This is a genomic window from Achromobacter sp. D10, assembly GCF_035282245.1.
Taxonomy (GTDB): Bacteria; Pseudomonadota; Gammaproteobacteria; order Burkholderiales; family Burkholderiaceae_B; genus Achromobacter; species Achromobacter insolitus.
In genome coordinates, this window is sequence record NZ_JAYJLE010000004.1 from 559,861 (window position 1) to 585,962 (window position 26,102).

Annotated in this window: 23 protein-coding genes; 3 read left to right on the forward strand and 20 right to left on the reverse strand. The window is 56.4% G+C overall.

What is annotated here, in order from left to right:
* Positions 1–41: 41 nt before the first annotated feature.
* Positions 42–1,250, forward strand: coding sequence for a capsular biosynthesis protein (locus tag VCS63_RS14845; protein WP_308022132.1), 1,209 nt, complete (start codon positions 42–44; stop codon positions 1,248–1,250).
* A 54-nt stretch (positions 1,251–1,304) separates the two neighbouring features.
* On the opposite strand, the gene VCS63_RS14850 is transcribed toward VCS63_RS14845, so the two are convergent.
* The 20 genes from VCS63_RS14850 to VCS63_RS14945 form a co-directional block, all read right to left on the reverse strand.
* The gene (locus VCS63_RS14850) at positions 1,305–2,027 is read right to left on the reverse strand and encodes an acylneuraminate cytidylyltransferase family protein (RefSeq protein ID WP_323880198.1); all 723 of its coding nucleotides are present in this window, start codon (positions 2,025–2,027) and stop codon (positions 1,305–1,307) included.
* Positions 2,024–3,076, reverse strand: coding sequence for a nucleotidyltransferase family protein (locus VCS63_RS14855; protein WP_323880200.1), 1,053 nt, complete (start codon positions 3,074–3,076; stop codon positions 2,024–2,026). The genes VCS63_RS14850 and VCS63_RS14855 overlap by 4 nt, the downstream gene beginning before the upstream one ends.
* Positions 3,077–3,091: 15 nt before the next feature.
* Positions 3,092–4,252, reverse strand: a complete 1,161-nt coding sequence (gene neuC / locus VCS63_RS14860) for a UDP-N-acetylglucosamine 2-epimerase (RefSeq protein ID WP_323880202.1) — start codon at positions 4,250–4,252, stop codon at positions 3,092–3,094.
* Positions 4,249–5,250, reverse strand: coding sequence for an N-acetylneuraminate synthase (gene neuB / locus VCS63_RS14865; RefSeq protein WP_323880204.1), 1,002 nt, complete (start codon positions 5,248–5,250; stop codon positions 4,249–4,251). Before neuB ends, neuC begins: the two co-directional genes overlap by 4 nt.
* The gene (locus tag VCS63_RS14870) at positions 5,247–5,885 is read right to left on the reverse strand and encodes an acetyltransferase (protein ID WP_323880206.1); all 639 of its coding nucleotides are present in this window, start codon (positions 5,883–5,885) and stop codon (positions 5,247–5,249) included. Before VCS63_RS14870 ends, neuB begins: the two co-directional genes overlap by 4 nt.
* A 1-nt stretch (position 5,886) precedes the next feature.
* Positions 5,887–7,032 (reverse strand): LegC family aminotransferase, encoded by a 1,146-nt coding sequence (locus VCS63_RS14875; protein WP_323880208.1) that lies wholly within the window; start codon positions 7,030–7,032, stop codon positions 5,887–5,889.
* 5 nt (positions 7,033–7,037) lie between these two features.
* Complete coding sequence (locus VCS63_RS14880) at positions 7,038–8,018, reverse strand: NAD-dependent 4,6-dehydratase LegB (RefSeq protein WP_323880210.1); 981 nt, start codon at positions 8,016–8,018, stop codon at positions 7,038–7,040.
* A 29-nt stretch (positions 8,019–8,047) separates the two neighbouring features.
* Positions 8,048–11,167, reverse strand: a complete 3,120-nt coding sequence (locus tag VCS63_RS14885; RefSeq protein WP_323880211.1) for a hypothetical protein — start codon at positions 11,165–11,167, stop codon at positions 8,048–8,050.
* 63 nt (positions 11,168–11,230) lie between these two features.
* On the reverse strand, positions 11,231–11,887 hold the full coding sequence (locus tag VCS63_RS14890) for an ABC transporter ATP-binding protein (RefSeq protein ID WP_308022150.1): 657 nt from the start codon (positions 11,885–11,887) through the stop codon (positions 11,231–11,233).
* The gene (locus tag VCS63_RS14895; RefSeq protein ID WP_308022152.1) at positions 11,884–12,669 is read right to left on the reverse strand and encodes an ABC transporter permease; all 786 of its coding nucleotides are present in this window, start codon (positions 12,667–12,669) and stop codon (positions 11,884–11,886) included. The genes VCS63_RS14890 and VCS63_RS14895 overlap by 4 nt, the downstream gene beginning before the upstream one ends.
* Positions 12,670–12,689: 20 nt before the next feature.
* Positions 12,690–13,823: a polysaccharide biosynthesis/export family protein gene (locus tag VCS63_RS14900; RefSeq protein ID WP_323880213.1), complete on the reverse strand. Its 1,134-nt coding sequence runs from the start codon at positions 13,821–13,823 to the stop codon at positions 12,690–12,692.
* Between the two features lie 16 nt (positions 13,824–13,839).
* The gene (locus VCS63_RS14905) at positions 13,840–14,946 is read right to left on the reverse strand and encodes an ABC transporter permease (RefSeq protein ID WP_308022157.1); all 1,107 of its coding nucleotides are present in this window, start codon (positions 14,944–14,946) and stop codon (positions 13,840–13,842) included.
* Between the two features lie 289 nt (positions 14,947–15,235).
* Positions 15,236–16,858, reverse strand: coding sequence for an LTA synthase family protein (locus VCS63_RS14910; protein WP_323880214.1), 1,623 nt, complete (start codon positions 16,856–16,858; stop codon positions 15,236–15,238).
* Positions 16,851–17,645 (reverse strand): SDR family NAD(P)-dependent oxidoreductase, encoded by a 795-nt coding sequence (locus VCS63_RS14915; RefSeq protein WP_253637108.1) that lies wholly within the window; start codon positions 17,643–17,645, stop codon positions 16,851–16,853. Before VCS63_RS14915 ends, VCS63_RS14910 begins: the two co-directional genes overlap by 8 nt.
* On the reverse strand, positions 17,632–18,711 hold the full coding sequence (locus VCS63_RS14920; protein WP_239501013.1) for a phytanoyl-CoA dioxygenase family protein: 1,080 nt from the start codon (positions 18,709–18,711) through the stop codon (positions 17,632–17,634). The genes VCS63_RS14915 and VCS63_RS14920 overlap by 14 nt, the downstream gene beginning before the upstream one ends.
* A gap of 332 nt (positions 18,712–19,043) precedes the next feature.
* A complete protein-coding gene (locus tag VCS63_RS14925) occupies positions 19,044–19,544 on the reverse strand; it encodes a Dps family protein (protein ID WP_013393962.1) in 501 nt (166 codons plus the stop codon).
* A 158-nt stretch (positions 19,545–19,702) separates the two neighbouring features.
* Positions 19,703–20,653: a LysR substrate-binding domain-containing protein gene (locus tag VCS63_RS14930; RefSeq protein WP_063640540.1), complete on the reverse strand. Its 951-nt coding sequence runs from the start codon at positions 20,651–20,653 to the stop codon at positions 19,703–19,705.
* 80 nt (positions 20,654–20,733) lie between these two features.
* Positions 20,734–22,824 (reverse strand): ATP-dependent DNA helicase RecG, encoded by a 2,091-nt coding sequence (gene recG, locus VCS63_RS14935; protein WP_063959705.1) that lies wholly within the window; start codon positions 22,822–22,824, stop codon positions 20,734–20,736.
* 39 nt (positions 22,825–22,863) lie between these two features.
* Positions 22,864–23,250, reverse strand: coding sequence for a Rid family detoxifying hydrolase (locus VCS63_RS14940; RefSeq protein ID WP_013393965.1), 387 nt, complete (start codon positions 23,248–23,250; stop codon positions 22,864–22,866).
* A gap of 46 nt (positions 23,251–23,296) precedes the next feature.
* A complete protein-coding gene (locus VCS63_RS14945; RefSeq protein WP_104653515.1) occupies positions 23,297–24,235 on the reverse strand; it encodes a LysR family transcriptional regulator in 939 nt (312 codons plus the stop codon).
* 97 nt (positions 24,236–24,332) lie between these two features.
* Between VCS63_RS14945 and VCS63_RS14950 the strand changes: the two genes are divergently transcribed.
* Entirely contained in the window at positions 24,333–25,691 is a 1,359-nt protein-coding gene (locus VCS63_RS14950; RefSeq protein ID WP_323880217.1) for an acyclic terpene utilization AtuA family protein, read from the forward strand.
* Entirely contained in the window at positions 25,688–26,071 is a 384-nt protein-coding gene (locus VCS63_RS14955) for a hypothetical protein (protein ID WP_323880219.1), read from the forward strand. The genes VCS63_RS14950 and VCS63_RS14955 overlap by 4 nt, the downstream gene beginning before the upstream one ends.
* Positions 26,072–26,102: the final 31 nt, after the last annotated feature.

Consider the following 26,102-nt stretch of genomic DNA (forward strand, 5'->3'; position numbering starts at 1 on the left):
CTCAAAAATCACGCTGACACCACTGCCAGCGAAATGTACACATGACCCGGCATTACCTCTTTTTGCAAGGGGTCTGTTCCCCATTTTTTTCTGAGCTCGGGCTCGCGTTGAAATCAATTGGACACCGTGTATCCAAAGTCAATTACACCGTGGGTGACCGTATGTACTGGCGGCTAGGCCAAGCGATTAATTATCGTGGCCCGATGGACGCCCTACCCTCCTTTTATGCCGACCAGTTTGAGCGATTGGGCATCACGGACATCGTCGTGTTTGGAGACTGCCGTCCGGTTCACCAACCGGCTATCGCATTAGCCCGCTCACTCAATATCACAGTGCACGTTTTTGAAGAAGGGTATTTCCGCCCTTATTGGATCACTCTGGAACGCGGGGGCGTTAACGGAAACTCGTCGTTGCCCAGTGACCCCGATTGGTATAGAGCGCATTCCCGGCATACACCGCACTTCAACAATGGCCAACCGTTCCAATCGGCGTTCTGGAAGCGCGCAGTTTACGACGTAGGATACAACTTTTGGGCAGGCCTCAATCCCATTCTGCATCGCGGGGTACGCAGCCATGTGCCCTACAGCCCGATAACAGAATACTTGGGCTATTTGCATCGTGGCATCCGCGTGAAATGCTACGCGCGGCAGTCTCGTGAATGTGAGGCACAACTGATTGCACAATCGACGGAGCATCCATTTTTTCTACTGCCCCTGCAATTAGCCAACGATGCGCAGATTGTTCATCATTCGCCCTTTAGAGATATGGCGCACGCAATGGAAATAACGCTGGCGTCCTTCGCCCAGCATGCTCCTCCGGCCAGCCGTCTTGCAGTGAAGATTCATCCCCTGGACCCAGGCCTTGTGGATTATCGGAAGATCCTGCACAAAGCCGCGGAACGCCTGAATATTCCTGAACGTGTTATGTTTCTGGAGAGTGGCAACTTGCCCGCATTACTCGGAAAAACTGCCGGCGTGGTCACGGTAAACAGTACAGTTGGATCTTCGGCGATTGTCCATGGTCGCCCTACGATCACTTTAGGTCATGCCATCTACAACATGCCTGGCCTGGCCTTCCAAGGGGGGTTGGACTCATTCTGGGTTGAGGCTGTCAAACCAGATATGACCCTTTTCAGAGGCTTCCGTGACGTGGTCATTCAGAAGACGCAGATCAATGGCGGCTTCTATTGCGCAACGGGCATATCGCTTGCGGTGAAAGGCGCCGTCGCTCGCATGACTAAAAACGCATAGAAAAAGCCCCCATTTAGTGATAGCACTGGTGGGGGGCTAACGGCGAAAAAAGAGTTAGCGTCTCGTCACTGTCGGCACAGTCACTAACTCCTGGTCAATGAGACTTTCTGCGAAGCGCCAGTCCAGCCACGTGTCGATATCGACGCCATCAATAGCGCCTGACATCTTAAAAGGCAAGACATCCCGGGTCACGAAAGCTCGATCACGGCGTAAACGACTAGGCGGTACGATATAGATTGAACCATTCAGCGTCCACATCGGTTCCAGATCTTGGCTACGGCCCGAAAGCGCCTCCCATCCGAACAAAGGCGACATCCCTTCACCCTCTAAGCGGAAGCTCCACGCTGGATGCGTGGAAACCGGCGCAACGCTGACCACCGGCCGCGCCATATCGTGGTATTCGAACAGACGCATCGCCTCCCGAATCGCCACAGCCGACCTGAACGGAGACGTGGGTTGCAAAAGAACCAAGGCATCGGCCATGCCGTGCTCTTCCTCATAACGATCCAGGACATGAACCGCGACATCCACGCTGCCCGCCGTATCGGTCGACAAGGTAGCCGGCCGAAGCTCGGGCACTGAAGCGCCTAGTTCGCGCGCCACCTCTGCAATTTCAGGATCGTCAGTCGAGACCACCACGTCCGTGCAAATGCCACTCATGTGTGCTGCGCTGATCGACCAACCGATCAGTGGCACACCGCCGAGCTCCAGTACATTCTTGCGTGGGACGCGCTTGGACCCACCCCTAGCAGGGATCAGCGCGAGCACCCGGCTCATTTCAGCAGGCTCCCGAATTCGGATTGCGCGCGTTTAAAATCCTCCATGCGTCCAATATCCAGCCAGTATTCATGAACCGGAAAGGAAGCCACTTCCGCACCGCCCCGAATAGACTGTTCAAGTAGCGTGGGCATGTCAACCTTGGTTCCCGGCGATACGCTTCTCACCAATTCAGGCGACAACACATAAACACCCGCATTAACAAAAAACTTTTGCTTTGGCTTTTCCACCATAGATCGAATGAGGTGCCCTTCGCTTTCAATCACGCCATAGGGAATTTGGTGCTCATACTCGCGAACGCACATCGTGGCTGCGCAACTATGCGTTTCGTGGAAATCCAGAAGCCCGCGGAAATTAAGATTAGAGAGCAAGTCCCCGTTCATCATCACCATGGGAAGATTGATTTCGTCGTGTGGCAAGAGTCCTAGCGCCCCACCCGTTCCCAAAGGCTCCTCCTCGTATACGTAGCTAATCTTCACCCCCCACTTCGAACCGTCTCCGAAATGCGATCGAATCATTTCCGGCAAATAATGGGTCGAAATGTAAAACCGCTGAAAACCGGCGCCGATAAAACTATCAAGAATGATCTCAAGAATCGGCTTCTCGCCAACCTTCAGCAAAGGCTTGGGGCAGTCATTAGTAAGGGGATGCAGTCGCTTTCCAAAACCACCCGCCATCAAAAACACAGGATTATCGACCAGCTCACGCTCCAGCAGGTCGTGTAATGTCTTCAGCCCTACCAGCTTGCCGTCGGCGCCAACAAGAGGAAGATGCGAAATCCGAAACTCCTCCATCACATGCCGAAGCCGCTCCGTTCCCCACTCAGGCGACGCCACTCTTGGAGTCTTTCCCATCACTCCCGCAACTGCGGTATCCAAGGTTTCGCGGCGTAGTAGCGCTCGGCGGATGTCACCATCTGTCAGAGTGCCACGCAGCCGCCCCTCCTCATCCACGACCAAGCCAATTTGGAGCCCCGACTTGTCAATGATGTCAATTCCCTGTGCCAAGGTCGCGTTCAAGGGGACAACACAAGATGCCCAGTTTTTCATCTACTTTCCTTTCTATCAAAAGCTGACGTCGAAGAACTTCTTCTTAATCAGCCCATCAAGCGGATGGTTCGCAAGTACCCGCGCAATTTTCTCACTTGCCCCGCCGCTACCATACGGATTGATTGCCAAAGGCAAGCGAGCTTGAAACTCATCCGAATACAGCAGTGCGATAGCCTGCCGGATCGATTCACGAGTCGGCTCGCAGTCAATAACGCTACTGGACGAAAGCCGACCCTTTTGTCTGTCTCCGATATTTACAGTACCAATCCCGAAACTGGGCGCCTCGGCAATGCCACTAGACGAGTTACCAACAACAGCATCCACAAACCGCATGCAGGAAAAATATCGCAACTGACCAAGCGACGTGAACATACGAGCGTTAGGGTGCTTAACAACAAAATCCCGGACTAGCTTTGCCAAACCACGACCCCCGGTATCTGCATTGGGCATCGTAAAGATAAGACCGGTGTCTTCAAGCTCACTCAATGCGTTCAACATTTCCTGCATTTGCTCTTCCGAACCACGCTCGTCTAGCGTAACTGGATGGAACGTCACGAGCAGATTGCGTTGAAGCAAAGGCAAATCAATCGACTTTTCTAGTTCGCTTCTATCCATCAGCGAAATCCGCTTTATTGCATCAATACCTAAACCACCAAACATAAAGACGCGCGAGGGGGCCTCTCCTAACTGTATGACTCGTTTTTGATACTCTGCAGCACCGGTAAAATGTAAATGGGACATTTTGGAGATCGAATGCCTGATCGCCTCATCAAATGCCCCTTCGGTGGTCTCTCCGCCATGTAGATGCGCCACAGGGATGCGCGCAATCAAGGCCGCCGCGGCAACAGCCAGCATTTCATAGCGATCACCCAAAATGACAATAAGGTCCGGCTTTAATCGCTCAAAGGCGTCCGTGTACCCGATCAGCCCAAGGCCCAAAGACCTTCCAACTGCCGTTGATGTATCGGCACTAAGAAGCATTTCGACTTTGGCGTCGATGGAAAATCCATCGGCCTCTATCTCGCGATAAGTCAGACCAAACTCTGGTGATAGATGAGCACCGGTGGCGAGCACTTGAAGATTGACCGATGCATTCGCTTTAAGCTCGTGCATCAACCATTTCAAGAGGCCATATTCGGCCCGGGTACCCGTAACAACACAAATCCGTCGGTTCATAACTCTATCAACTCATCCTCGGCAAAGTCACGCCGAGCCGTCCTGCCAATCACTTCATCCCATCGCATCGGCGATATTCCAGTACCAGGCCGTTTGGTGGAAAGGCAGTCTTCAGAAAACAAGTCACCCGCACGAATGGGACGGCTAGCCACTATAGACTTGCGCGCAATTGCCTTATTCTTTTTCTCACTAGCGCTGGGACGTTTCAAGCCGTCACCTAAAGCCATCTCCACATTGCGAATACCGCGCACCATTGCTGCAAGCTCTTGAGGCTCAAGGCTAGCCTGATGGTCGGGACCAGGCATTGAACGAGACAAAGTGAAGTGCTTTTCGATAATCGTCGCGCCCAGAGCCACCGCGGCAATCGGGATTTCTATCCCTTGGGTATGGTCCGAATATCCGACAGGTGTGCCAAACGCGGCGTGCAACGTTTGCATCGCCTTCAAGTTTACATCTGCCAACGGAGCGGGATATTCCGTCGTGCAATGCAAAATCGTCACCTTTGAACGCGGAGTTCCCGCCGCTTCAATAACATCCAGAGCGGCGTCGATTTCTCCGATTCCGGCCATACCCGTCGACAGGATCAACGGGAACCCATGGCGCGAGACATATCGAAGATACGGTAAATTAGTCAGCTCACCAGAAGGAACCTTAACAAGATCGACGCCGAGCTCGACAAGCATGTCGTAGCTCTCGAAATCAAACGCCGTAGAGAAGAACCCAATTCCACATTTTTTGCATTCCGCCAGCAGAACCAAATGATCTGCGTGCGAAAGTTCCAGCTTCCGCACCATCTCGTACTGTGATTCCTCCGGATCTGTGGACGCTTTTTGGTAATTGGCCTTGGGCGCCGTCTTAGAGATGCTCTTCGACGTAACAAATGACTGGAATTTCACCAAATCCGCTCCGGCTTCAGCGGCTGCACGGACCAATTGCTTTGCGAGCTCGAGGTCGCCATTATGATTTACGCCGGCCTCGGCGATGATTAAAACGCTCATTTTATCCTCTTCGCCGGTATGCCCACATAGGTACCACCAGGCTCGCAACTCTTCACGACAACAGCCCCTGAACCGATCATCGAGCCAGCCCCAATCACTAGCTTCTGATCGGGTGTTCCCTGATTAATCGTCGCGCCGGTACCGATCCAGACGGCCTGTTCAATATGCACATTTCCCGAAACGCAGGCTCCCGGCGAGACTGCTGAAAATTCTTCGATGATGCAGTCGTGCCCGACAGTCGCGTTCAAGTTAAAGAGGGAAAAATTGCCGACCTCGATGTTATTCGTCATTCGAACACCGGCGCAGACAACAACCCCTTTGGACTGATTGATGCGATCAAGTTGACCATGGCCAAACGACGCATGCGGATGAATGAGGTTGCGAAAAGTCAACTTATCCTTAAAGCGGTCGTAGACCTTCTTTCGAATCGCACCATCGCCGATCCCAATGACGAAATCCATTTCGGCATGATTCAAAACATCAGCTTCCAGAATAATGTCAAAGCGATCATCAGCTCCTGTCGCTTCTCCCTTATCTCGGACAACGTAGACCGGAGAAAGTCCAATTGCCAGGGCGATATCGCCAATCTCCCGAGCCCAACCCGAAAATCCAAAAACACCAACCTTATTAGTCATTTCAAGACTCCTCGACGAAGCTGCTGGGAAGATTAACTACGCGTTCTTCCAACCAACGTGCGTTCGTAAGATCAGCAGACTTGCAGTTCGCGTACATCGATAGCTCACTCATGAGCGCCCAAATCGGCCTTGTCATAACGCCGGCCTCGTTTGTGGCTGTCAACAAATGCTGTCGCGCTTCGCGGCTCTCACAAATCACTGCATTGAGCCAATAGTTGGAGCGGCACCCTTCTGGCTCAACCACGAATTGGTACTCGCTGCCTTTCAGCAGATCTTGATATGACGCGGCTAACGTTCGCTTGAAATCAACGAATACGCCGAGTCGTTCCAATTGTGCGCACCCAAGCGCAGCATTTAAGTTCGGAAGCCGATAATTAAAACCAACCTCATCGTGCACGTAGTTGTATGGGTGTGGCTGCTTTGCCGTTGTGGTCATGTGCTTAGCCCGGGCGCCGAGTTCGGCGTCTGCCAGAATCATTCCACCGCCACCCGTCGTAATGATCTTATTGCCATTAAAGCTTTGCACCCCAACTTTGCCAAGCGTACCAGCGTGCCTGCCTTTGTACGTGCTCCCTAGAGCTTCCGCTGCATCTTCTACCAGCGTAATTCCCCATTTGCTACATACACTAATCAGCTCGTCCATACGAACGGGGTGGCCAAACGTGTGCATCGGCACACAAGCCCTCACCACACCATCATCGGAGTGCAGCCTGCAAACGCCGTCGTCGTCAAGGTAAGCATGCTGCTCCAGCCAGTCATCAACTGATCGCGCGGACAATCCTAGCGTGTCGCGATCTACATCCGCGAAGATCGGCTTGGCGCCGCAATAGCTGATGGCGTTGCAGGTAGCGACGAAGGTCAGCGGCTGAGTTACGACATAATCCCCCAACCCCACTCCGACCAATTTCAAAGCCACATGCAGCGCAGCAGTGCCATTAACTGTAGCAACGGCGCGTTCAGCACCTGTGTACGTCGCCATATCGCTTTCAAAGCGATCCACATAGGCGCCGACGCTCGACACGAAAGTCGAATCTATCGTGTCCAACACGTAGTTCTTTTCACTGCCGCCAAAGACCGGTGCATGAAGAGGAACGAACTCATTCGTGCGATATTTTTCGCGCACAAAATCAATAATATTATTAATCATGAAATTTATACGTTATAAATATCGGCTTTATACTTTGCAAGATTCTCGGCCTTGGTGAACCAGTCGACGGTAGCCTTCAGACCATCGCGAATAGAATATTCCGGCGCGAATCCCGTGAGTTCATTAATTCGAGTATTGTCGCACCAAAGGCGAAATACTTCCGACTTACCTGGACGGAGACGCTGATCGTCTGTGATGAACTCGACGTCGCTATTCATCAACTCCCGAATCAAATTTAAAGTATCGCCAACAGATATTTCGAAATTGGATCCAATATTGATTGTTTCGCCAATTGCTTCATTGCATTTGGCTAACGCCAGAAACCCACGACACGTATCAAGAACGTAATTGAAATCGCGCGTCGGCGAAACGTCTCCCAACTTAATCTGCTTCTTCCCGCTGGCGATCTGGCTAATAATCGTAGGAATGACTGCTCGCGCCGATTGACGCGGCCCATAGGTATTGAAAGGGCGAGCAACAGTCACGGGCAGATCAAAAGCATTGAAGAAGCTCATTGCCATCGCGTCAGCACCGATTTTTGACGCGCTATACGGGGACTGCGGCTGCAGGGGGTGCTTCTCATCAATCGGTACATACTGTGCCGTACCATATACCTCGCTGGTCGACGTATGAATAACTCTTTGGACGCCAAGCTCCTTGGCAGCCTGGCAAATATTCAGGGTACCTTTGATATTGGTATCAACATAGCTATCCGGCGCGACGTAGGAATAAGGAATGGCGATTAACGCAGCTAAATGGAACACCGTATCTACGTTAGACATTGCATGCTTGCAGTAGTGAGGATCACGGACATCGCCAGTCAGGACTTCAATTTCTTTTTGGCACGAAACGTCTTCCAGCCAACCCCAATTATTGAACGAATTATATTGAGACATTGCCTTGACGTTATAACCCTCTTTTACAAGCATCTCCGTCAGGTGAGATCCAATAAAACCATCCGCGCCGGTGACAAGTACGTTTTTCATATTAGTTCGACCAAAAAAAGCAATTGAGATTAAACAGCCGGAATGTGTGCAGCGATGAATTTCTCCACCGAGCCACCATCGAAGGGCCGCCCCAGCTGGGGATTTGCCTGCAAATAAGCATTTCTGCTGGCCTGCAGGATGCGAGAAACTTCGCCACCATTTTTTAGTTGGAGAATCACATCCTCCAAGGCGGCTTCATCTTGCACCTTTACCGCCAGACCGCTTAATGAAAAATCGATAGATTCTTCAATTTCTCTAAAAGCAGATACCACAACATCCTTACCGTAAAGAGCGCTCTCAAGCAAAACGCTGCTGAAAAGTCCCACGATGATCGCACTACGCGCAACAGCGTCATAAGTATCGCTATCACGCCCCAACACGCGGGCGAATGGGCACTCACCGAATATCGCACGCACCTCATTCAAAATCGGCAATTCCTGGTGCGGGTGAGGCTTAACAATCAGTGTCAACGCGTTTCGTTCACAAATCGATTTCAATGCCCTTGCCGTAGCTAGCATTTCGAACGATGTCGAGTGCTGCATCGCGAATAGGATCGATCCAGGAGTCGGCTCACGGCCATAGTCCTTTACGGCTTCATCCATAGAACTCAGCCGGGAATCAATATTGACGGAACCAATCCGCTCCAACCTATCGGGCTCGGCACCCAATGCGGTGAACACGTCAACTTGTGACGTATCGATAACGCCCATTCGATCAACTGCTGGCGGTTTATAGCGCGTTGAAGTCGAGATAATCTGTGGTTGAATCCCGATCGAAGCCACCTTTCTACTTCGCGCAAGTGCCGCCAGTATTCTAGAAATGTGGCTTCGGTCCATTGCAGTCGCATAGACAACGGCGCGATCCATTGCATGCCCCGCTTCCGCGACAAAAATAACCTGCGCAAATAATGACTCACAGTACTTAGAAATCCTTGGCCTGAAAATATCCACAAATTCTTCAGGCAGTCGCTGACGTGCGAGCTCCAACACTCGTTCAAAGAACCTATCGCTAAAGAATGACGCAGATTCGAGAATTTCCTCAGGATACTTAGAACGAAACTTCGCAAGGTTGCCGTTATAAACGGCACAACGCTTGCTCAAATCCGCCAACAGCGCAATAAGCTTGACTTCCTCCTGTCCGCTGGCTGGCAACAGCCCGGAGTTATAGAAAAGAATCGGTAAATTTGATCGCTTATCAACGGTATCGACAATCTTTAGGGACGCTGGGGAGTACGCATAATTTAGCCCCCCCACATTGCCGCATACGGCTACGTGCGGACCATAGCTGTCATACTCGTCGAAGCTCCGCTTTTGCAGGCTCCACCAAAATCTCGAAAAATTCGTTTTAAGCTCAGAAATATCCTGCGGTGCGCTGGCAACCGGAGGAATAGTGCTGCTTACCTGCGCAAGAAATTCCTTCGTCGTTCCGTCAGAGAGACTCAGGAACACCTTCCCGAGCATCGACTTCGATTTCCCATGAAAAATAAACGACTTAATGATGTCTAGACTGGAATCCGCATTGTCAATGTAAATCAAGACCGCATCGAATTCGTCAAGGCATTCCTTGATTCCATAGAAGCGGATAGACTCATAATAGATGTAGTCTTCGAGCCCAAAGGACAGCGCTTCCACAACTTCGGAGTTCAGGTGCTCCGCGGCAACTTCCGTTAAGGCCAACCGCATACTATCGGAGAATGTCTGCGTAAGTTCCACAGCGCTTTTCTCCGCTTTCGACATGGCTACGCTGTACTTCTTATGAATCGACGTGACCTTAAGGCCGGCTTGCTCTTCTGAGCCGACCAGTAACGATTCATCGTTGGCGAGGGTGTCGCGTGTGGCTATCACGGACATGTTTTTGCCCGCCCCGGCCATACCCCGAGCTATATACCAAGCGCGTGGCGAGTCCGTAATAATCGCAATATTCTTCGCGGTCGAATTGTATAGGAATCGCGAGTCAACACTGTGACCCGTCATTAGATTATAGGGCTTCAGTCGTTTAAGAGACTTTTCAGGAGTTAAGAAATCAACTTCACTAAGCTGCTCCTTAAACTCATTTATAACTTCTTCCAACTGCATAGCCGCGTAGGTCACCGGATTCCGGTAAACTGGATACAAAATATACGCAGCGGCGAAGACTTCTTCAATCGACAATTGACGCGATCGGCGCGCCTCGGGTTGCCTATCATCAGTCAAGCCCCAGCCTGCGTAAAACGGCGCACCCACAGTAGTGACGGCGACGCCATTCAACAACGCTTCGAACCCAGCGAGGGACGTCATTGTATAAACGCGATCGACACCCTCAAGAGCATCTACAAGGGATAATTGAACTTTCAGAATCTCCGCAAGCTGGGAACATTCCGAGGTGTTGGAGATCTCTTTGCGCAACCCAGCGAGTACGTCTGGATGAGGCTTGTAGATGATCTGGGCGTCAGGATTCTCGGTAGCGGCTAGCCGAATAAGTTCGGCATTTTTCATAATCTGCCTGCAACCATAAAGTAGAGATTGATCATCCTCTACTTGGCCCACCACCAAAATTCGGCGACGAACTTTGGGCCCATACAGCACCGCAGCCAAGTCGGTCCTCGCTTCGTTATATTTCGACAGTCTCAACTCTCGAATCGACTCAAGAGCTGCCGATGCCCTTGCCATCAATGTCTTATCTGACTGAAAATCATAGGTAGCTAAAATCGTTTCAAGATCGGACGGTTGCGAAGCGTCGTAATACAGCCCGGTACGGTCGTAACACAGCGAATATGGCAGCACGTGAGACGCACCAAGCCCAATCGACCGCATGAAGCCATCTTCCACGTGGTGGATTGGAATATCAAATTCTTCAGCGAATTCTTCTAAACGCTCTGGAAGAGTTCTCCCCCAAATTACAAATATCGGACGCAACGACATACGAATACGCCGTTCCTTCTGGTAGACGTCGTCTTTTAAAGCCAAGAACCGCAAATTGTAGTTGCTTAAGTATCTTCTAAGCAGCGGGCGTTTCCACTTTGCCACATTGAAGACCCAGGCCGTGCGGCGCCACACAGTAACGGGTGCAGTGACGCTTCGGATAACCTCTGCACCGAAATTCACCGATTTTCTAAAGGAAAAAATCCTGCCAGATATGGACTTTTCCGCGCTTTCTTTCTCGAGATCCATTAACCGATTCTACGCTTTAATTTAAAAGGACGCCGATGCATTTGATATCCCGCAACCAAATCTCTATAAATTCTTATAGAACTCAATGCCCGCGTCCACATCATCGAACTTTATTATGTCACCCCGGTTTAGCACCAAAACAATATCGCATAACGTTTTGACCTGGGTCATTCCGTGCGTAACCAAAATGATATTTGCTTTCCCAACTCTTTTCTTGAACTCTTCTGTGGCGCGGGTCTTGAACTTCTGATCACCGACCGACATTGCCTCATCGACCAAGTAATAGTCAAAATCAAATGCAAGGCTTAAACCAAACGCAACACGCCCTCGCATCCCCGATGAATAAGTCTTAACAGGTTGATCGAAATACTCCCCTATATCGGCAAAATTCTCGACATAGCTGACGACCTCCCGCATCTGCTCCTGTTCGGCTCCATAGACCCGCGCGATGAACTTTACGTTTTGCCTTCCCGTCAGCGATCCTTGAAAACCACCGCTTAGGCCAACTGGCCACGATATGCTGTCCGGCGTAATAATCTTGCCACTGTCAGGCGAATCTAATCCCGCTAAAAGGCGCATCAAGGTAGACTTGCCCGCACCATTTCGCCCAATAATCGCGACGTTCTTATTGGAAGGAATGGAGAAATTCAAATTGCGAAATATGTACTTGCGCCCTTTAGTCGTGCGATACGACTTGGTGACGTCACGCAGCTCTATCATATGGCCACCAAATGTTGCCGACGGGCACGATAAAGGCCCATGCCGATAAAAAGTACGACAACCGTCACCGCGAGCGGATACTCAACACTAATTCCTGCGGCCTCGTGGTAGTGCGCAAATACCCCTCGACGAAGTTCATCAATTATGTGCAGCAAGGGATTCCAAAGAAGATAATTCAGTACGGGCCCCGGAACGAGCCAAATTGGGAGAATTACTCCAGATAGAAAGTAGAGCGGCATAAACAGCAGCCGAAGAATTACCTTCAACTCGGGCATAGCGTCGGCGATTACACACAAAATCAATGCCATGCCGAACGAAAATGCGACACCGAGTGCCATAACGCCGAGCCAATGCAAAGGGTCAACCATCAGTACATCGTATCGCCCCCAAAGCCCTAACCCAAGCATAATGACCCCATAGACGCAGGCCATTAGCGTGAACTCCACAATGGTCCGAGCAACGATGGTGTCGTAAGGCTTAATTTGTTTGTATGCAAATAACGCCTTATTTGCATTTACGGCCTCCATCCCCTTCAGCATGATGTTCTTAAACATCAGAAATGGAACAATTCCCGTAATCAAATAAACCGGAAAATCCAGCCCGGGCACTTGCCTTCCTCTAATCAAAGTGAAAATGGCCATGACGCCAAGCACATGTGCAATTGGCTCGAAGAAGAACCAAAACACACCTTGCCGACGCGCGCCAAAACGGCCGCGCATTTCGCGAAGAACCAGCGCAAATACAACTGCCCGGACAATATTTAGGGGAGAACGCTTAATCATACTCGTCGCGCAGGGTGCTATCAGAAGCCATTCTTCACAGTACGGCCAAGGACCAGCACTTGAACAATGGGCGTTATGACCTTCTGCCACTCATATACTGCGGCATTGGTGACATAGACGGCATCTTCGGGCTGCACCAGAAATTGTCTGGCCAAGAAAATTGCCTCGGGATTCTTCAAGTTAAGACGAAATACTTCCGCGCGGTTTTCTGGCGATTCTGTGCTCCCTGGAGTTTCTTCGTGCATCCGGAATACGAATACGCCGCTAGCATCTGCGGCGCTTTCACTCAGGCCGCCGACAACGCCCAGCACCTCGAGCAAGCTCGGATTGTTCGAAGGCAGGTCGTGAAGGCCGGGCTGGGTGACCGCACCCATGGCAACGAATCGCTTCCGCGCCCGCTCCACTACTATTTCAGAATGAGGCGGCACCATTTGATTTGTGCCAGCCAGCAGTTCTTCATAGTTAAAAATGCTTGCTTTAGTCCCCGTCCGCAGCACGACTCGAGTTAGATGCGGCTCCATCACTGGGCCGCCAGCACGGTTAATTGCATCAAGCAGCGTCAGAGGTCCCTGCAATGCAGAAAAGCGCCCAGGAGTCTTGACAGCACCCACAACCAGTACCGATCCTGACAAGTCTCCCACGAGTTCTATATGAACTTGCGGCTCGCTTGCGCGACCCTTAATAGCCTTGCGAATGATCTGCTCCACCTCCCCTAAGGTCGAGCCGGAAACGGCTTTGCTGCCAACATAAGGCAGGGATATGCGGCCCGCGGAGTCCACCCGCACATGATCGAATACTGTGCCCCCCTGAGACAGAGGAGCGAAAATCGTCTTTTCTCCCCCACCATCGTCCGTAATCATCACCCGCATGACGTCGCCCGGCACTAACTTCACGTCGGGCATGCTCGTTTCGGAAACGGTCTGGACAAGCTCCCGTTCAGGTAGGCGCATATATGGAGCGATGGTCTGCGCAGACAAATCGATCAGCTTGTAGGGCGCGTCTTCAGCGTTGTAAGTAATTGCCGATATGGAAGGACCTGCCCCAGACAGCAAACTGCCGGCGCAACCTGTCAGTGACACCATGGCCGTGCCAATAATCAAAACTCTTTTGATCAAACGCACCGAGACTTGATTCACGTAGTTATCCATAATCATGATATTCTAAATTGCCTCAATCCCGATGGTCTTCAATAGTCGCGAGCACAAAACGCACGATTCCATATAAAAGCAGAAGACCCAGGAACAAGGTAATCAAGCTATAGGTACGCCACGGATATACAGCATCTTCCGGTTGATTGGGCATGACTACTGTGACCAATGCACGCAACTTCTTGCTGGCCTCGATGCGGGCAGTCTCTACCGCTGAGACAGCAAATTTGTATGCATCCTCGGCAATTCCCGTATCAATGGAGAGATTTCGGTATTTTGCGGCGACAACGTTCAGTTGCCCGCCTTCTGAGGAAGATATAAGACTCTTGCCTTCAGCCTTAATTTGATGCTCAAGGGCTTGAATTCGGATTTTCTGCTGGCGGACCTGCGGACTGTCCGCATGCAAAGTGGCCAACATCGCCTGCAAGCTGGCGCGTTCCCGGCTCAACTGTCCCTCAATGTCGGCAATGACGCCCGCTCGAGCATGCGCAGCGGCTTGAGCGTCGAGTAGATTATTCGCGCTTTGAAAGTCCAGCATTTCAGCCCGGCGATCCTCATACATCTTGCGAGCATTGGCGAGCTCAGACTGAGCAAAACGCATCTGATCCCGAGCCATCCGATGCGACAACTCATTAATAAACCGTTCGCTCTCGGCCAAAATTACTTTAAGTGATTCCTGGGCAAATTCCTGATCAAACGCTTGCACCTCAACCGTAAGCAACCCCGTAATTTCGTCAAAATGGGCCTTTACGACACGGCGGTAATAATCCAGCACGTCTTCACGACTTGCATCTCCAGGCAACCAAAAAAATGGGTCTTGCCAACGTCCGGTGTATTTTTCACGCCATTTCAGTTTGTCTTCCAGGATATTCAACATATCAGTGGAAGTAATGTACTCACGCAAATAAAGTGTCTCTTCGCGGGAAGCAGGATTTATGCCTCCCATCATTGCGGCCAGTCCGGGTAGTTGAGGGGCCTCATGACCGCCAACCTGACGAACCGCAACCAAGGACGTGCTCACGTACCGGTTTTGCGCAAAAAAGGCGTAATAAACAATCGCAATGATCATTGGTACGAGGATTAGCCAGACCGCCAATCGTTTATTTCTCTCTGTATCTTTCAGACTCATTTTATTTATGACCGCGCTTTTCAAACATTTATTTAAATATGACAAATAATTTCAAATATTTTCGCAAGCCGGTCTTTCTTTTATATTGCCGCGAATTGTACAGTGGCCGCCTAGAGGACGCGGATGAGCACTGTGGCTAAATGTTTCTATAGGTATCCATTAAAATCAAGTCGGCTCCCCTTTCATCATTTTCAGCGCTATTCGCCATTGATTCCTCATAATCCCTTCAGATAAATGAAATAGTTTTCAAATTTCGCCCTACTGCGACGGAGAGACACAATGTAAATGGTTACCTCGCCGGTGGAACGCGAACCGCACGGACCCCAGCGACTTCCAGGAAACGACGAGCTAGCTGATCGACCTTTGAGTCATACTGCTTTCCGCTCACGGCCGAACGTGTGGCGTGGCTCTGCCAAATCAGAAAGTCTGTATCTCCGGTTGGGTAGCCAAGTTGTTCATACACTTTGGTCATGACGGGAACATGATCGCCGTATACGCACATCGCACCAGGCCTCGCCGAGGCTTGCAAGGCCTTGGCGACACGCGCAAACATCTCGTCTGCATTGCGCAGGTGTCGAACATACGCCAATAGGTCTTCACACCCCTCCGGGATAGGACCTTCGAGCAAACCTGCGATCTCAGACTCAGAGACATGCTCCCAATGCAGCGGACCATGGTTTTCCATCGTAATGACGTGGACATACACTGGCTGGCCTGCGTCTCGCAATAGGCGATCGACGCATTCCGCGACAGCCAAATCGCCCACATATGGCCCGTCTCGCCGGGCATCTGAGAAATGGCTAATATCCATAAACTCGTCGAAGCCCAATAGCGGCAGCACTCGATTCCTTCGATAAAACTCGCCATGGTAGGGGTGCACACAGATCGTCCGATAGCCAAGCCCTTTCAGATACGAGGCGATGGTAGGGACTCCCTCCGACGCTATTTTTCGGTAGGGGTTGAATCGATGGACACCCAACATACTTGCAGGAATGCCTGAAAGAAAGGCGAATTCAGTGCGAACAGTATTGGCGCCCCAGGTATCGACATTGAGAAGCCCGTGCATTGCGGATTCTGCACACAGCAGATCAAATTGCGCCAAGACGTCGCGACGGATGTGGGGATACAATCGACGGGCATCGACAAATGACTCGCTCTGCACCACGACCAAATGCGGGAGTTGTTCAGGGGGCTTGTTAGCCGCAGCAATCGGGCCGAAGGGAGAATGCTCGCGCACGATGTCGCCAAGATGTTGCTTTTCTTCTAAGGCGTAGGCCCACAGTGTCGCGATCAGACCGCTACGCGTCAAATCAGCGTCAACATCAGCGCTTGAGTTTCGGAGCGACTTGCCGGCCCACCAAGCGATGGCCAGTCCGGCTATGGCGAACGCGGTTGAATGCGATAGAAAGGCGACCAAGAGGGCGATCGGCGCAAACACTGACTCTTGCATTAGTTCAGAGAAGGCCGCCAGCCACAACCCTGCTCCGGCCGTCACGGATTCTTCCATCGTCAAGCCTGCCCAGAGTGCCAAGAAATAGCCTCCCCCAGCCGCCAACGCCCGCCCCACGCCAAAAAACGGCAAATACAACCTCGGATGCTTGATAGCATCCGTGAAGTACTCAAAATCCTGATAAACAAACGGCTCCCGCAGCGCCTGATACTTCGCATTGCTTACCAACACGATCACCAACTCGATCGCCAGTACATTCGCCACTGCAAAATACGGCCGCCTGAACAGCATCAACTCCAACGCGAAGGCCAACGTCCATACGCCGATATGCACTCCGACCGCCGCCAACGGGCGCCGCCACGGCGCCACCGGTCGCGGCGTCAATATCGCCTCCACCAAGAACGACAGCACCAATCCGATCAGGTAAGGCGGCAGCAGCGGGATCCAGAACGCGTCAATCACCGTAGCCCAGCCTTTTCAGTATCCATCCGGATACCGCGGGGTGGATGATCGACAGCAGGAAGCAACCCAGGTTCAACGGGAATGGGAAGCTGATACGCGCGCGGTTGGTCTGCAGGCCGCGCCGGATGACGCGGGCGGCCTTGTCGGCCTTCCACAGAAATGGCTTGGGGCCGGGCATGTCGAAGCACATCTGGGATTCGACGTAGCCGGGCATGATGACGTTAAAGCGTATGCCCTCGTCGCTCAGGGCGTCGCGCATGGCTTCGCCGTATACCTTTACGGCGGCTTTGCTGGCGCTGTAGCTGGGCGTTTCAGGCAGTCCACGCCAGGCGGCCAAAGAACTGATCAGGGCAATCTGGCCATGGCCGCGCTTGCGCATCGCGGGCAGCACGCCGTGCACGGTGGCGAACACTGCTTTGACGTTGACATCGAGCAGGCGATGCACGTCGTGCCAGTCTTCACCTTGCTGTTGTGGCCCGGTATTGATATTGACGCCCGCGTTGGCGATAACGAGCTCCGGCATTTCGGTCTCGCAAACCGCTGCCAGCCAGGCCATCAACGCGTCATGGTCGCGCACGTCCAGGACCTGGGTGAGGACGCGCGCGCCGAGAACCTGGCAGGCGTCTCGCAACTGGCTCAATCTCTCAGCGTTGCGTCCCTGCAGGATGAGTACCTTGGCCCCGGACGCCGCGTACTCCAAGGCCAAGGCGCCGCCGATGCCGCCTGTCGCGCCAGTGATCAGCACACAACGCGGAAAACCGGATTCACGGGCTTCACTGCGATTCATGGCCTGCCTTGTCAGAGGGGACGCGACGCCATGGATTACGACGCAGGCCCAGGGCCTCGCCTATATCCCGGGCGCGCCAATACAGCGGAACGGTCCGGCCCTTCACGCCCGGCAAACCTTGAATGTCCCAACCGGTCCATGGCAGGAAAGGATTGCGGCGGCCGTACCCCCAGATTTCGATCCGGGTGGACGCGTGGCGACTTTCGCCGCGCGCATGGAAGCCCGACGTGTCCGCGACGACCAACGTGTTTTTCTTGACGGCGAAGGCTTGCGGCTCGGGGTAGCCCATGCGGCGCAGCGCCGCCCGCGACACGCGTAGCGAGCCGCGGGCGCTCAGCCGGTCCAGCCTGCGGGCGTCGATGGATTGGCGGCGCAGCCACGCGAGTCGACGGCGGTTGACGCGGTGTGATCCGGGCACATAGGTAAAGGGGCCGTCCTCCACGCCTACGTCGCTCAGGAAAAGCCAGGCTTTTACCGTGGGATGGAAAGTGTCGGAATGCAGCTGGAGCTGTGGGTCTGCCCTTCCCTGGCCCGCGCGGGCCTGGATGGTCTGCAGGTAATTCATGGGGTGGCAGCGGAACGACCCAACGTAGCTGAGCAGCCCCAGCCATTGTTTGCCTTGCAGCAGCTGGCGCGTCGCGGGCATGCGCTTGAGCGTGCCCGCGTCCAGCGACATGCGACGGGTGATGGCGTCGCCCTGCTCCATCGCTCGCACCTGACCATTGCACTGCGTCAACTCCCGTTCCACTAAGGCAAAAGTGGCCGGAGGCAGGAAGTCGGACTTCAGAATGAAACCGTTGCGGTCGAAATCCTGACGGTCCTGATCATTGAGCAGGTGCGCCAAGCGTTTGCGCCTGCGGTCGGCCATGCATTGCGCCAGCCGCACGCGGCTGATATGCAGGCCAGCGCGGTTCAGCCGGCGGCTACCTAGAATGGGATTGTCTTTGAAGGATTTGGCTTCGGTCGCCAGCGCCAGCAGCCACACTGGCGCGCACAGCCAGCGCAACCAGTGCGCGGCGGATGAGAAGATGGCAGAAAGTGGCGTCTGAGGCGTTTTCTTGGGCACGTCGCATAGACACGGCCGCCTTTCGGCGGCCATTGTCAGTGTTCAAAAATCCGACCGTTTCCTATTGACACGGAAAACGGTCGGCTATTGTAAGCGAAGTGCAATCTCTTGTTATTTCGGCGGACCGTCCATCATCTGGACGGCCTGTCCGTACCCACCTGCCCGCTGTCAAGCGCTGGCGGCGGCTGTCTCCATACATAGACAGCCGCCGCGGAGGCAGATTCCGACGCGGCAGCCGTGGGCGACCATAACCATGACCCAAGAAAAAGGCCGTTTCCCCTTTGCCGGGGAAACGGCCAGACTTCTTGAATGAAGTGCGATACGGACTAATGTTATTGCAGCAAGCTACGCAGCATCCAGGCGTTCTTCTCGTGCACGTCCAGACGCTGCGTCAGCAGGTCAGCGGTGGGCTGGTCGTTGGCGGCATCGGCCTTTTCGAATGCGGCGCGCGCGGTCTTGGCGACGGATTCATTGGCGGTCACCAGCAGGCGGACCATCTCCAGGGCTTCGGGGACCGAATCAGGCTCGGAAATCGAGGACAGCTTGCCGAATTCGCGATAGGTGCCCGGCGCGTAGTGACCCAGCGCGCGGATACGTTCGGCGATGCTGTCCAGGGCATTCCACTCTTCCGTGTACTGCGTCATGAACATCAGGTGCAGCGTGTTGAACATGGGCCCCGTGACGTTCCAGTGGAAGTTGTGCGTCATCAGGTACAGCGTATACGAGTCTGCAAGCAGCTTGGACAGTTCGCCGGCGACGGCGGCGCGGTCCTTGTCCGAGATACCGATGTTGATGCGCGGAACGCTGGAGGTCTTCTTGGGGGACTTGGCCATTGCTAGCTCCTAGGGATGAATGTGCGAAACAAGAATAACACTGCAAATACGGCGAAATGCCGCAACATCCGCCGCGCCGCTCAATAAGTCCCGCGACCTTTTGACGCGGCGCAAACCACGCGTTCCAGGACGCCGGACGGCTGGCACGGAAATCAATCCTAATCCTGTACTGCCGCAACCTCCTCGGTCAGCATCTTCACGCCGGGCAGCTCGCAGGCGTACACCGCCTGCGCCAGCGCCTCGATGGCGGCCAGCCGCGGGAAGCTGCGGCGCCAGGCCAGGACCACGCGGCGCTCGGGCACATGGCCATCAAACGGCAGATAGCGCAGCAAGCTGTTGGACGGCGGCTGCTCCGGCACAGCGGTCACGGGCAGCACGGTCACCCCGATGCCTGCGGCGACCATGTGGCGGATGGTTTCCAGCGAGGAGCCTTCGAAGGTGCGCTGGATCCCGTCGCTGGCCGCCGAAAAACGCGACAGTTCGGGACAGACCTCCAATACCTGGTCACGAAAGCAATGGCCGCTGCCCAGCAGCAACATGGTCTGCTGTTTCAGGTCCTGCGCATCGATGGCTTCGCGCCGGGCCAGTTCGTGGTCATTGGGCACGGCCACGACGAATGGTTCGTCGTACAGCGGTTGCATGACCAGGCCCGCCTCGGGCAGCGGCAAAGCCATGATGGCGCAATCGATCTCGCCCTGGCGCAGCAGTTCAACCAGCCGGACGGTGAAGTTTTCCTGCAGCAGCAATGGCATCTGTGGCGTGCGGCTGATTTGCACAGGCACCAGGCGCGGCAGCAGATACGGACCTATGGTGTGGATGACCCCGACGCGCAAGGGCCCGGCCAGCGGATCATGCCCCTGGCGCGCGATCTCCTTGATGCTGGCGCTTTCCTCCAGCACCTTCTGCGCCTGGGCGACGATGCGCTGGCCGATGGGGGTGACGCCGACCTCGGCGCCGCCGCGCTCGAACAGCGTGACGCCCAGCTCGTCCTCCAGCTTGCGTATCGCCACCGACAGCGTGGGCTGACTGACGAAACAGGCCTCGGCCGCCCGGCCAAAATGCCGTTCGCGCGCAACGGCGACGATGTACTTGAGTTCGGTGAGAGTCATGGTGGACTACGCCCCCGGGGGTTATGCCCCAGCCGCTAGGCTGGCGCTTGCTAGATTAAGGTTGGCGGCGAACGGCATGGTCAGGTGCGCAGGAAGTCCTCGCGCCCGCGCATCCAGCGCGCCAGGTGCGCTTCGACCGCGGCCGGATGCTCCGCGCGCAGCCATACGGCGGCGTCACGCGCATCTTCGGCAATGGCCGCGTCCGTTTCCAGATCGGCGAAGCGCAACAGCGCCATGCCGGACTGGCGCGTGCCCAGGAACTCACCCGGGCCGCGTTGCTCCAGATCGCGGCGGGCGATTTCAAAGCCGTCCGACGTTTCGAACATGGCGCGCAGCCGTTCGCGCGCCACTTGCGACAACGGCGTCTGATAAAGCAGCACGCATACGGATTCGGCGGTGCCCCGCCCTACCCGGCCGCGCAATTGGTGCAATTGGGCCAGGCCAAAACGCTCGGCGTGCTCGATCACCATGAGCGAGGCGTTCGGCACGTCCACGCCGACCTCGATGACGGTGGTGGCGACCAGCAGGTCTATTTCGCCCTCGCGAAAGGCTTCCATCACAGCGGCTTTCTCGGCCTGCGGCAGTCGGCCGTGCACCAGGCCGATGCGCAAGTCTGGCAGATCTACCCGCATGCCTTCGTAGGTATCCACGGCGGTCTGGAGCTCGAGGGCTTCGCTTTCCTCGACCAAAGGGCATACCCAATAGGCCTGCTGGCCGCCGCGCGCAGCCTGGGCAATGTGGGCGATGACCTCTTCGCGCCGCACGTCGGACACCAGCTTGGTGACGACCGGGCTGCGTCCGGGCGGCAGTTCGTCGATGACGGAAACGTCCAGGTCGGCAAAGAAAGTCATGGCGAGCGTGCGCGGTATCGGCGTCGCGCTCATGTTGAGTTGATGCGGCACGATGCGCCCACGCACGGTCTCGCCTTTGCGCGTCAGCGCCAGGCGCTGCCCGACGCCGAATCGGTGCTGCTCATCCACGATGGACAGGCCCAGGCGGTGGAACTCGACATGATCCTGAATCAGGGCCTGGGTGCCCACGACCAATTGCACGCTGCCATCCGCCGCTGCGGCGACCGCTGCGCGCCGCGCCTTGGCCGACAGGCTACCGCTCAGCCAGGCCACGTTCACGCCCAGCGGTTGCAGCCACGACACCAGTTTGCGGAAGTGCTGCTCGGCCAGGATTTCCGTCGGGGCCATCAGCGCAACCTGGGCGCCGCTGGCGATGGCCTGGGCCGCGGCGATCGCCGCCACGACCGTCTTGCCGCTGCCCACGTCGCCCTGCAACAGGCGGTGCATGGGGTATGGCTTGCCCAGGTCCGCAGAGATTTCCGCGACCACGCGCTCTTGCGCGGCGGTCAGTTTGAACGGCAGCGCCTCGTACAGCCTGGCGACCAGGCCGTCGGGTTCGCTGCGCGCCGGCAGCGATTCGGCCTCCTTGACGCGGCGGGCGGCACGGGCTGCGGCCAGCGATAGCTGCTGCGCCAGCAGTTCGTCGAACTTGATGCGGCGCCAAGCGGGATGCACACGGTCCAGCAAGGCCTGCTCGGACTCCCCTTGCGCGGGGGTATGCAGGGCGCGGATCGCCGGTTCGAACGGCGGCAGGTCGTAGCGCGCGCGCGCTTCGTCGGGCAGCGTGTCGGACAGGTCTGCGCGGTCCAGCGCCTGCGCGATAGCGCGGCGCAAGGTTATCTGAGGCAGCCCTTCGGTACTGGGATAGACGGGCGTCAGCGCCGTGGGCAGCGGCGCGTCGGCATTGGTCATGCGCGGATGAACCATCTCGCGCCCGAACAGGCCGCCGCGGACCTCGCCGCGCGCGCGCAGGCGCTTGCCCACGCTGACCTGTTTTTGCTGGCTTGGATAGAAATTCAGCCAGCGCAATTGCAGTTCGCCGCTGTCGTCCGCCAAGGTGGCGGTCAACTGGCGCCGGGGCCGATAAAGCACCTCGGATTTGATGATCTCGCCTTCCACCTGTCCGGCAAAGCCGGGGCGCAGCGCGCTGATCGGAACGATGCGGGTTTCATCTTCGTAGCGCAGCGGCAGGTGCAGCACGAAGTCCTCGGGCAGCACAAGCCCGAGGTTACGGAGCTTGCGCTCCGTATCCGTCATTGCCTTGCCGGCGCCTTTGTTGTCGGCGCCGGTTCGCTTGGAAGCCGCGGCTGCGGCCGGCATGGAGAAACGAACCCCTGGATTGAAAAGTCCGGGCGGGCCTTACAGGACCAGAATGGCTTCGACCTCGAACTGCGCGCCCTTGGGCAGGCTGGCCACGCCGATGGTCGAGCGTGCCGGGAACGGCTGCGGAATGATCTCGGCCATGATGGCATTGGCGGCCGTGAACTTGCCCAGGTCGGTCAGGAACAGCGTGAGCTTGACCACGTTGTCCAGCGTGCCGCCGGCAGCCTTGATGACTTCCTGCATATTCGCGAATGCCTGGCGCACCTGGGCATCGAAGTTCTCGGAAACCAGATCGCCGGTGCCCGGCTCCAGGCCGATCTGGCCCGAAAGGTAGACAGTCTTGGTGCCGCTTACGGCAACCGCTTGCGAGTAAGGGCCTACCGCGGCGGGCGCGGTGTCGGTATGAATGATTTGCTTGCTCATGGGCGGAATCCTTGGGTGGACGGATAGAAGCTACAACTATCGAAGTTTATCCAGCAATAGACTTTTGCGAAAGTAGCTGAACGCCGTAGGACGGAGCGTCTATATCCCCCCGGTGTTCCCGCAGCAGGTCATACAGCGCCTGCGCCGCCACTGACAGCGTGCGCCCCTTGCGCCGCACCAGATAGAGCGGCCGGGTCAAGGCCTTGCCGGCCAAGGGCACGATGCGCAGGTCGGCGCCGCCAAAATGGAACAACGTCATTGCGGGCACCACGGCGATGCCCAGGCCGGCCCGCACCAGTCCGGTGGCCGTGGCCAGGTGCTCCACCTCGAAGACCGGGGCCGGCGCGTCGGCGCCCAGGGCGGCATCCAGGTGCTTGCGCACGCTGCTGCCGCGCGCGAGCTGGATCATGGGATAACGCAGGATGTCGCGCAGCCGGGCCTGGTTGGCTTCCGCAAGCGGATGGTCGGCGCGGCAAACGAGGAAGTACCGGTCCGCATGCAGGAATTCGCTGTCGAGTTCGTTCATGTCCGGCCGCCGCGATGCCACGGCAAAATCCACCTGCCCCGCCTGCACCAAGTCCAGGCAGGGGTCCAGCAAGGCATCGCGCAGGTCAACCGAGATTCCGGGATAGGTCTCGCGAAAGCGCGCCAATAGCCCGGGAAGCCAGCCCGCGGCAAGCGAAGGCAAGGCCGCCAGCGCCACCCGCCCGCGCCGTCTTGCCGCGTGATCGCGCAGGTCTTCCATGACCAGGTCCATGTCGGCCAGCAGCCGGCGGGCGGTAGCGTCCAGCACCTGGCCTTCGATCGTCAGCTCCACGTGGCGCGTGTTGCGGTCAAACAGGCGCACGCCCGCGCTTTCCTCCAGCTGGCGAATCAGGGCGCTGAAGGCCGGCTGGGTCAGGTGGCAACGTTGAGCCGCCCGGGTGAAGTGCTTTTCATCCGCCAAGGCAACAAAAGCGCGCAATTGCCGGGCCGACAGATTCATGGCTTTTCTCTATGAATTGATCCGATCTTTCTATTTTACTGATCATCGATCCATGCCTATAGTGGATTCATACACATGGATCTCGCACCAAACCCGTATGCCCCAATCCCCTCTTTATATCGGCTGCGCCTCCGGATTCTCGGGCGATCGCAGCGATGGCGCCGCCGCGGTGGTGCGCACGCTTGTCGCCCGAGGCGGCGGCGTGCTGATCTACGAAACCTTGGCCGAGCGCACGCTGGCCCTCGCGCAGTTGGCGCGTAACGAAAACCCGGAGCGCGGCTACGAACCCTTGCTGGACGAGCTGGTCGGCCCGGTGCTGGGCGACTGCCTGCGCCATGGCATCAGCATCGTCGGCAACTTTGGCGCCGCCAACCCGGCAGCCGCGGCCAGGCGCATTGCCGCGCTTGCCCGGCAGCAGGGATTGCCCGCGCCCCGCATTGCGGTGGTCCATGGCGACGCGCTCACCAGCGATGCACAGCGCAAACTGCTGCGCGAGCGCCTGGGCGCCGCGCTGGACGGGCTGGACGTGGTGAGCGCCACAGCCTACCTGGGCGCCGCCGAGATCGCGCAAGCGCTGACGGCCGACGCACAGGTCGTGGTGGCAGGCCGAGTATCGGACCCCTCCCTCACACTGGGCCCGGCCTTGGCCCATTTCGGCTGGGGCCTGGACGATTGGCCGCGCCTGGGGCGCGCCACCATGGCCGGACATATGCTGGAATGCGGCCTGCAGGTGACCGGAGGCTACTTCTGCGTGCCCGGCCTGAAGGACGTGCCCGACGTGCATAGCGCGGGCTTTCCCATTGCCGAGATCCAGGCGGACGGCGAATTCGTCATCGGCAAAGCGGACGGCACCGGCGGCATGGTCGACGCGCGTACGGTCAAGGAGCAGTTGCTATATGAGGTGCATGATCCCTCGCGCTACCTGACACCCGACGTCGTCGCCGACCTGAGCCGAGCCACCGTGGCGGAGCTGGGCGGCAACCGCGTGGCGGTGCGCGGCATCACCGGCCATTCGCGCCCGGACGAGCTCAAAGTCAACGTGTGCTACCGCGGCGGCTGGCTCGCCGAGGCCGAGATCTCCTATGCCGGCGTTCAGGCCGAGGCACGAGCGCGCCTGGCCGCGGATATCGTGCGCAAGCGCGTGGATCCGGCGCTGCGCCTGCGCGCCGACCTGATTGGCGCCGTCAGCATACTGGGCGACGACGCGGGCGAACTGCTGTCCGGCCTGCCCGACGGCCATGCGCGCGACGTCCGCCTGCGCATTGCAACCGAGCACCTGGACCGCAAGCTGGCCGAGAGCCTGCTGCGCGAAGTGACCGCGCTTTATACCTGCGGCCCGGCCGGCGGCGGCGGCGTGCGCACCGCCCTGCGTCCCCGCCTGAACATGATGTCCTGCACGTTGCCACGCGACGCCGTGCCTAGCGGCTGGACCTTCCTGGAGGAAACCGCGCAATGAATCCGCCGCTGATCGCGGTCCCTTTGTACCGCCTGGCTCACAGCCGCTCCGGCGACAAGGGCGACATTTCCAATCTGAGCCTCATTGCCTGGGACTCGGAATGCTACGAGGTGCTGACGGCTCAGGTCACCGAAGCCCGCGTTGCCGCGTGGTTCGCGTACCGCCATCCCCGCCGCGTCACCCGCTACGCACTGCCGACGCTGCACGCCATGAACTTCGTGCTCGAAGGCGTGCTGGATGGCGGCGTCAACGATGCCCTCAACCTGGACACGCACGGCAAGAGCCTGTCTTTCAGGTTGCTGGACATGACGGTCGAAGTCAGCCCATCGCTGGCAGGCCGCCTGCCGGACATACCCGGCGACCGCCCAGCGGTCGCCTGATATCCATTCCTATAAAAACCCCCACAGGAGA

Bases quoted from the DNA above. Each gene is read 5' to 3' on its own strand.
- VCS63_RS14845 (WP_308022132.1), top strand. From the start codon at position 42: ATGACCCGGCATTACCTCTTTTTGCAAGGGGTCTGTTCCCCATTTTTT.
- VCS63_RS14850 (WP_323880198.1), bottom strand. From the start codon at position 2,027: ATGAGCCGGGTGCTCGCGCTGATCCCTGCTAGGGGTGGGTCCAAGCGC.
- VCS63_RS14855 (WP_323880200.1), bottom strand. From the start codon at position 3,076: ATGAAAAACTGGGCATCTTGTGTTGTCCCCTTGAACGCGACCTTGGCA.
- neuC (WP_323880202.1), bottom strand. From the start codon at position 4,252: ATGAACCGACGGATTTGTGTTGTTACGGGTACCCGGGCCGAATATGGC.
- neuB (WP_323880204.1), bottom strand. From the start codon at position 5,250: ATGAGCGTTTTAATCATCGCCGAGGCCGGCGTAAATCATAATGGCGAC.
- VCS63_RS14870 (WP_323880206.1), bottom strand. From the start codon at position 5,885: ATGACTAATAAGGTTGGTGTTTTTGGATTTTCGGGTTGGGCTCGGGAG.
- VCS63_RS14875 (WP_323880208.1), bottom strand. From the start codon at position 7,032: ATGATTAATAATATTATTGATTTTGTGCGCGAAAAATATCGCACGAAT.
- VCS63_RS14880 (WP_323880210.1), bottom strand. From the start codon at position 8,018: ATGAAAAACGTACTTGTCACCGGCGCGGATGGTTTTATTGGATCTCAC.
- VCS63_RS14885 (WP_323880211.1), bottom strand. From the start codon at position 11,167: ATGGATCTCGAGAAAGAAAGCGCGGAAAAGTCCATATCTGGCAGGATT.
- VCS63_RS14890 (WP_308022150.1), bottom strand. From the start codon at position 11,887: ATGATAGAGCTGCGTGACGTCACCAAGTCGTATCGCACGACTAAAGGG.
- VCS63_RS14895 (WP_308022152.1), bottom strand. From the start codon at position 12,669: ATGATTAAGCGTTCTCCCCTAAATATTGTCCGGGCAGTTGTATTTGCG.
- VCS63_RS14900 (WP_323880213.1), bottom strand. From the start codon at position 13,823: ATGATTATGGATAACTACGTGAATCAAGTCTCGGTGCGTTTGATCAAA.
- VCS63_RS14905 (WP_308022157.1), bottom strand. From the start codon at position 14,946: ATGAGTCTGAAAGATACAGAGAGAAATAAACGATTGGCGGTCTGGCTA.
- VCS63_RS14915 (WP_253637108.1), bottom strand. From the start codon at position 17,645: ATGAATCGCAGTGAAGCCCGTGAATCCGGTTTTCCGCGTTGTGTGCTG.
- VCS63_RS14925 (WP_013393962.1), bottom strand. From the start codon at position 19,544: ATGGCCAAGTCCCCCAAGAAGACCTCCAGCGTTCCGCGCATCAACATC.
- VCS63_RS14930 (WP_063640540.1), bottom strand. From the start codon at position 20,653: ATGACTCTCACCGAACTCAAGTACATCGTCGCCGTTGCGCGCGAACGG.
- recG (WP_063959705.1), bottom strand. From the start codon at position 22,824: ATGCCGGCCGCAGCCGCGGCTTCCAAGCGAACCGGCGCCGACAACAAA.
- VCS63_RS14940 (WP_013393965.1), bottom strand. From the start codon at position 23,250: ATGAGCAAGCAAATCATTCATACCGACACCGCGCCCGCCGCGGTAGGC.
- VCS63_RS14945 (WP_104653515.1), bottom strand. From the start codon at position 24,235: ATGAATCTGTCGGCCCGGCAATTGCGCGCTTTTGTTGCCTTGGCGGAT.
- VCS63_RS14950 (WP_323880217.1), top strand. From the start codon at position 24,333: ATGCCCCAATCCCCTCTTTATATCGGCTGCGCCTCCGGATTCTCGGGC.
- VCS63_RS14955 (WP_323880219.1), top strand. From the start codon at position 25,688: ATGAATCCGCCGCTGATCGCGGTCCCTTTGTACCGCCTGGCTCACAGC.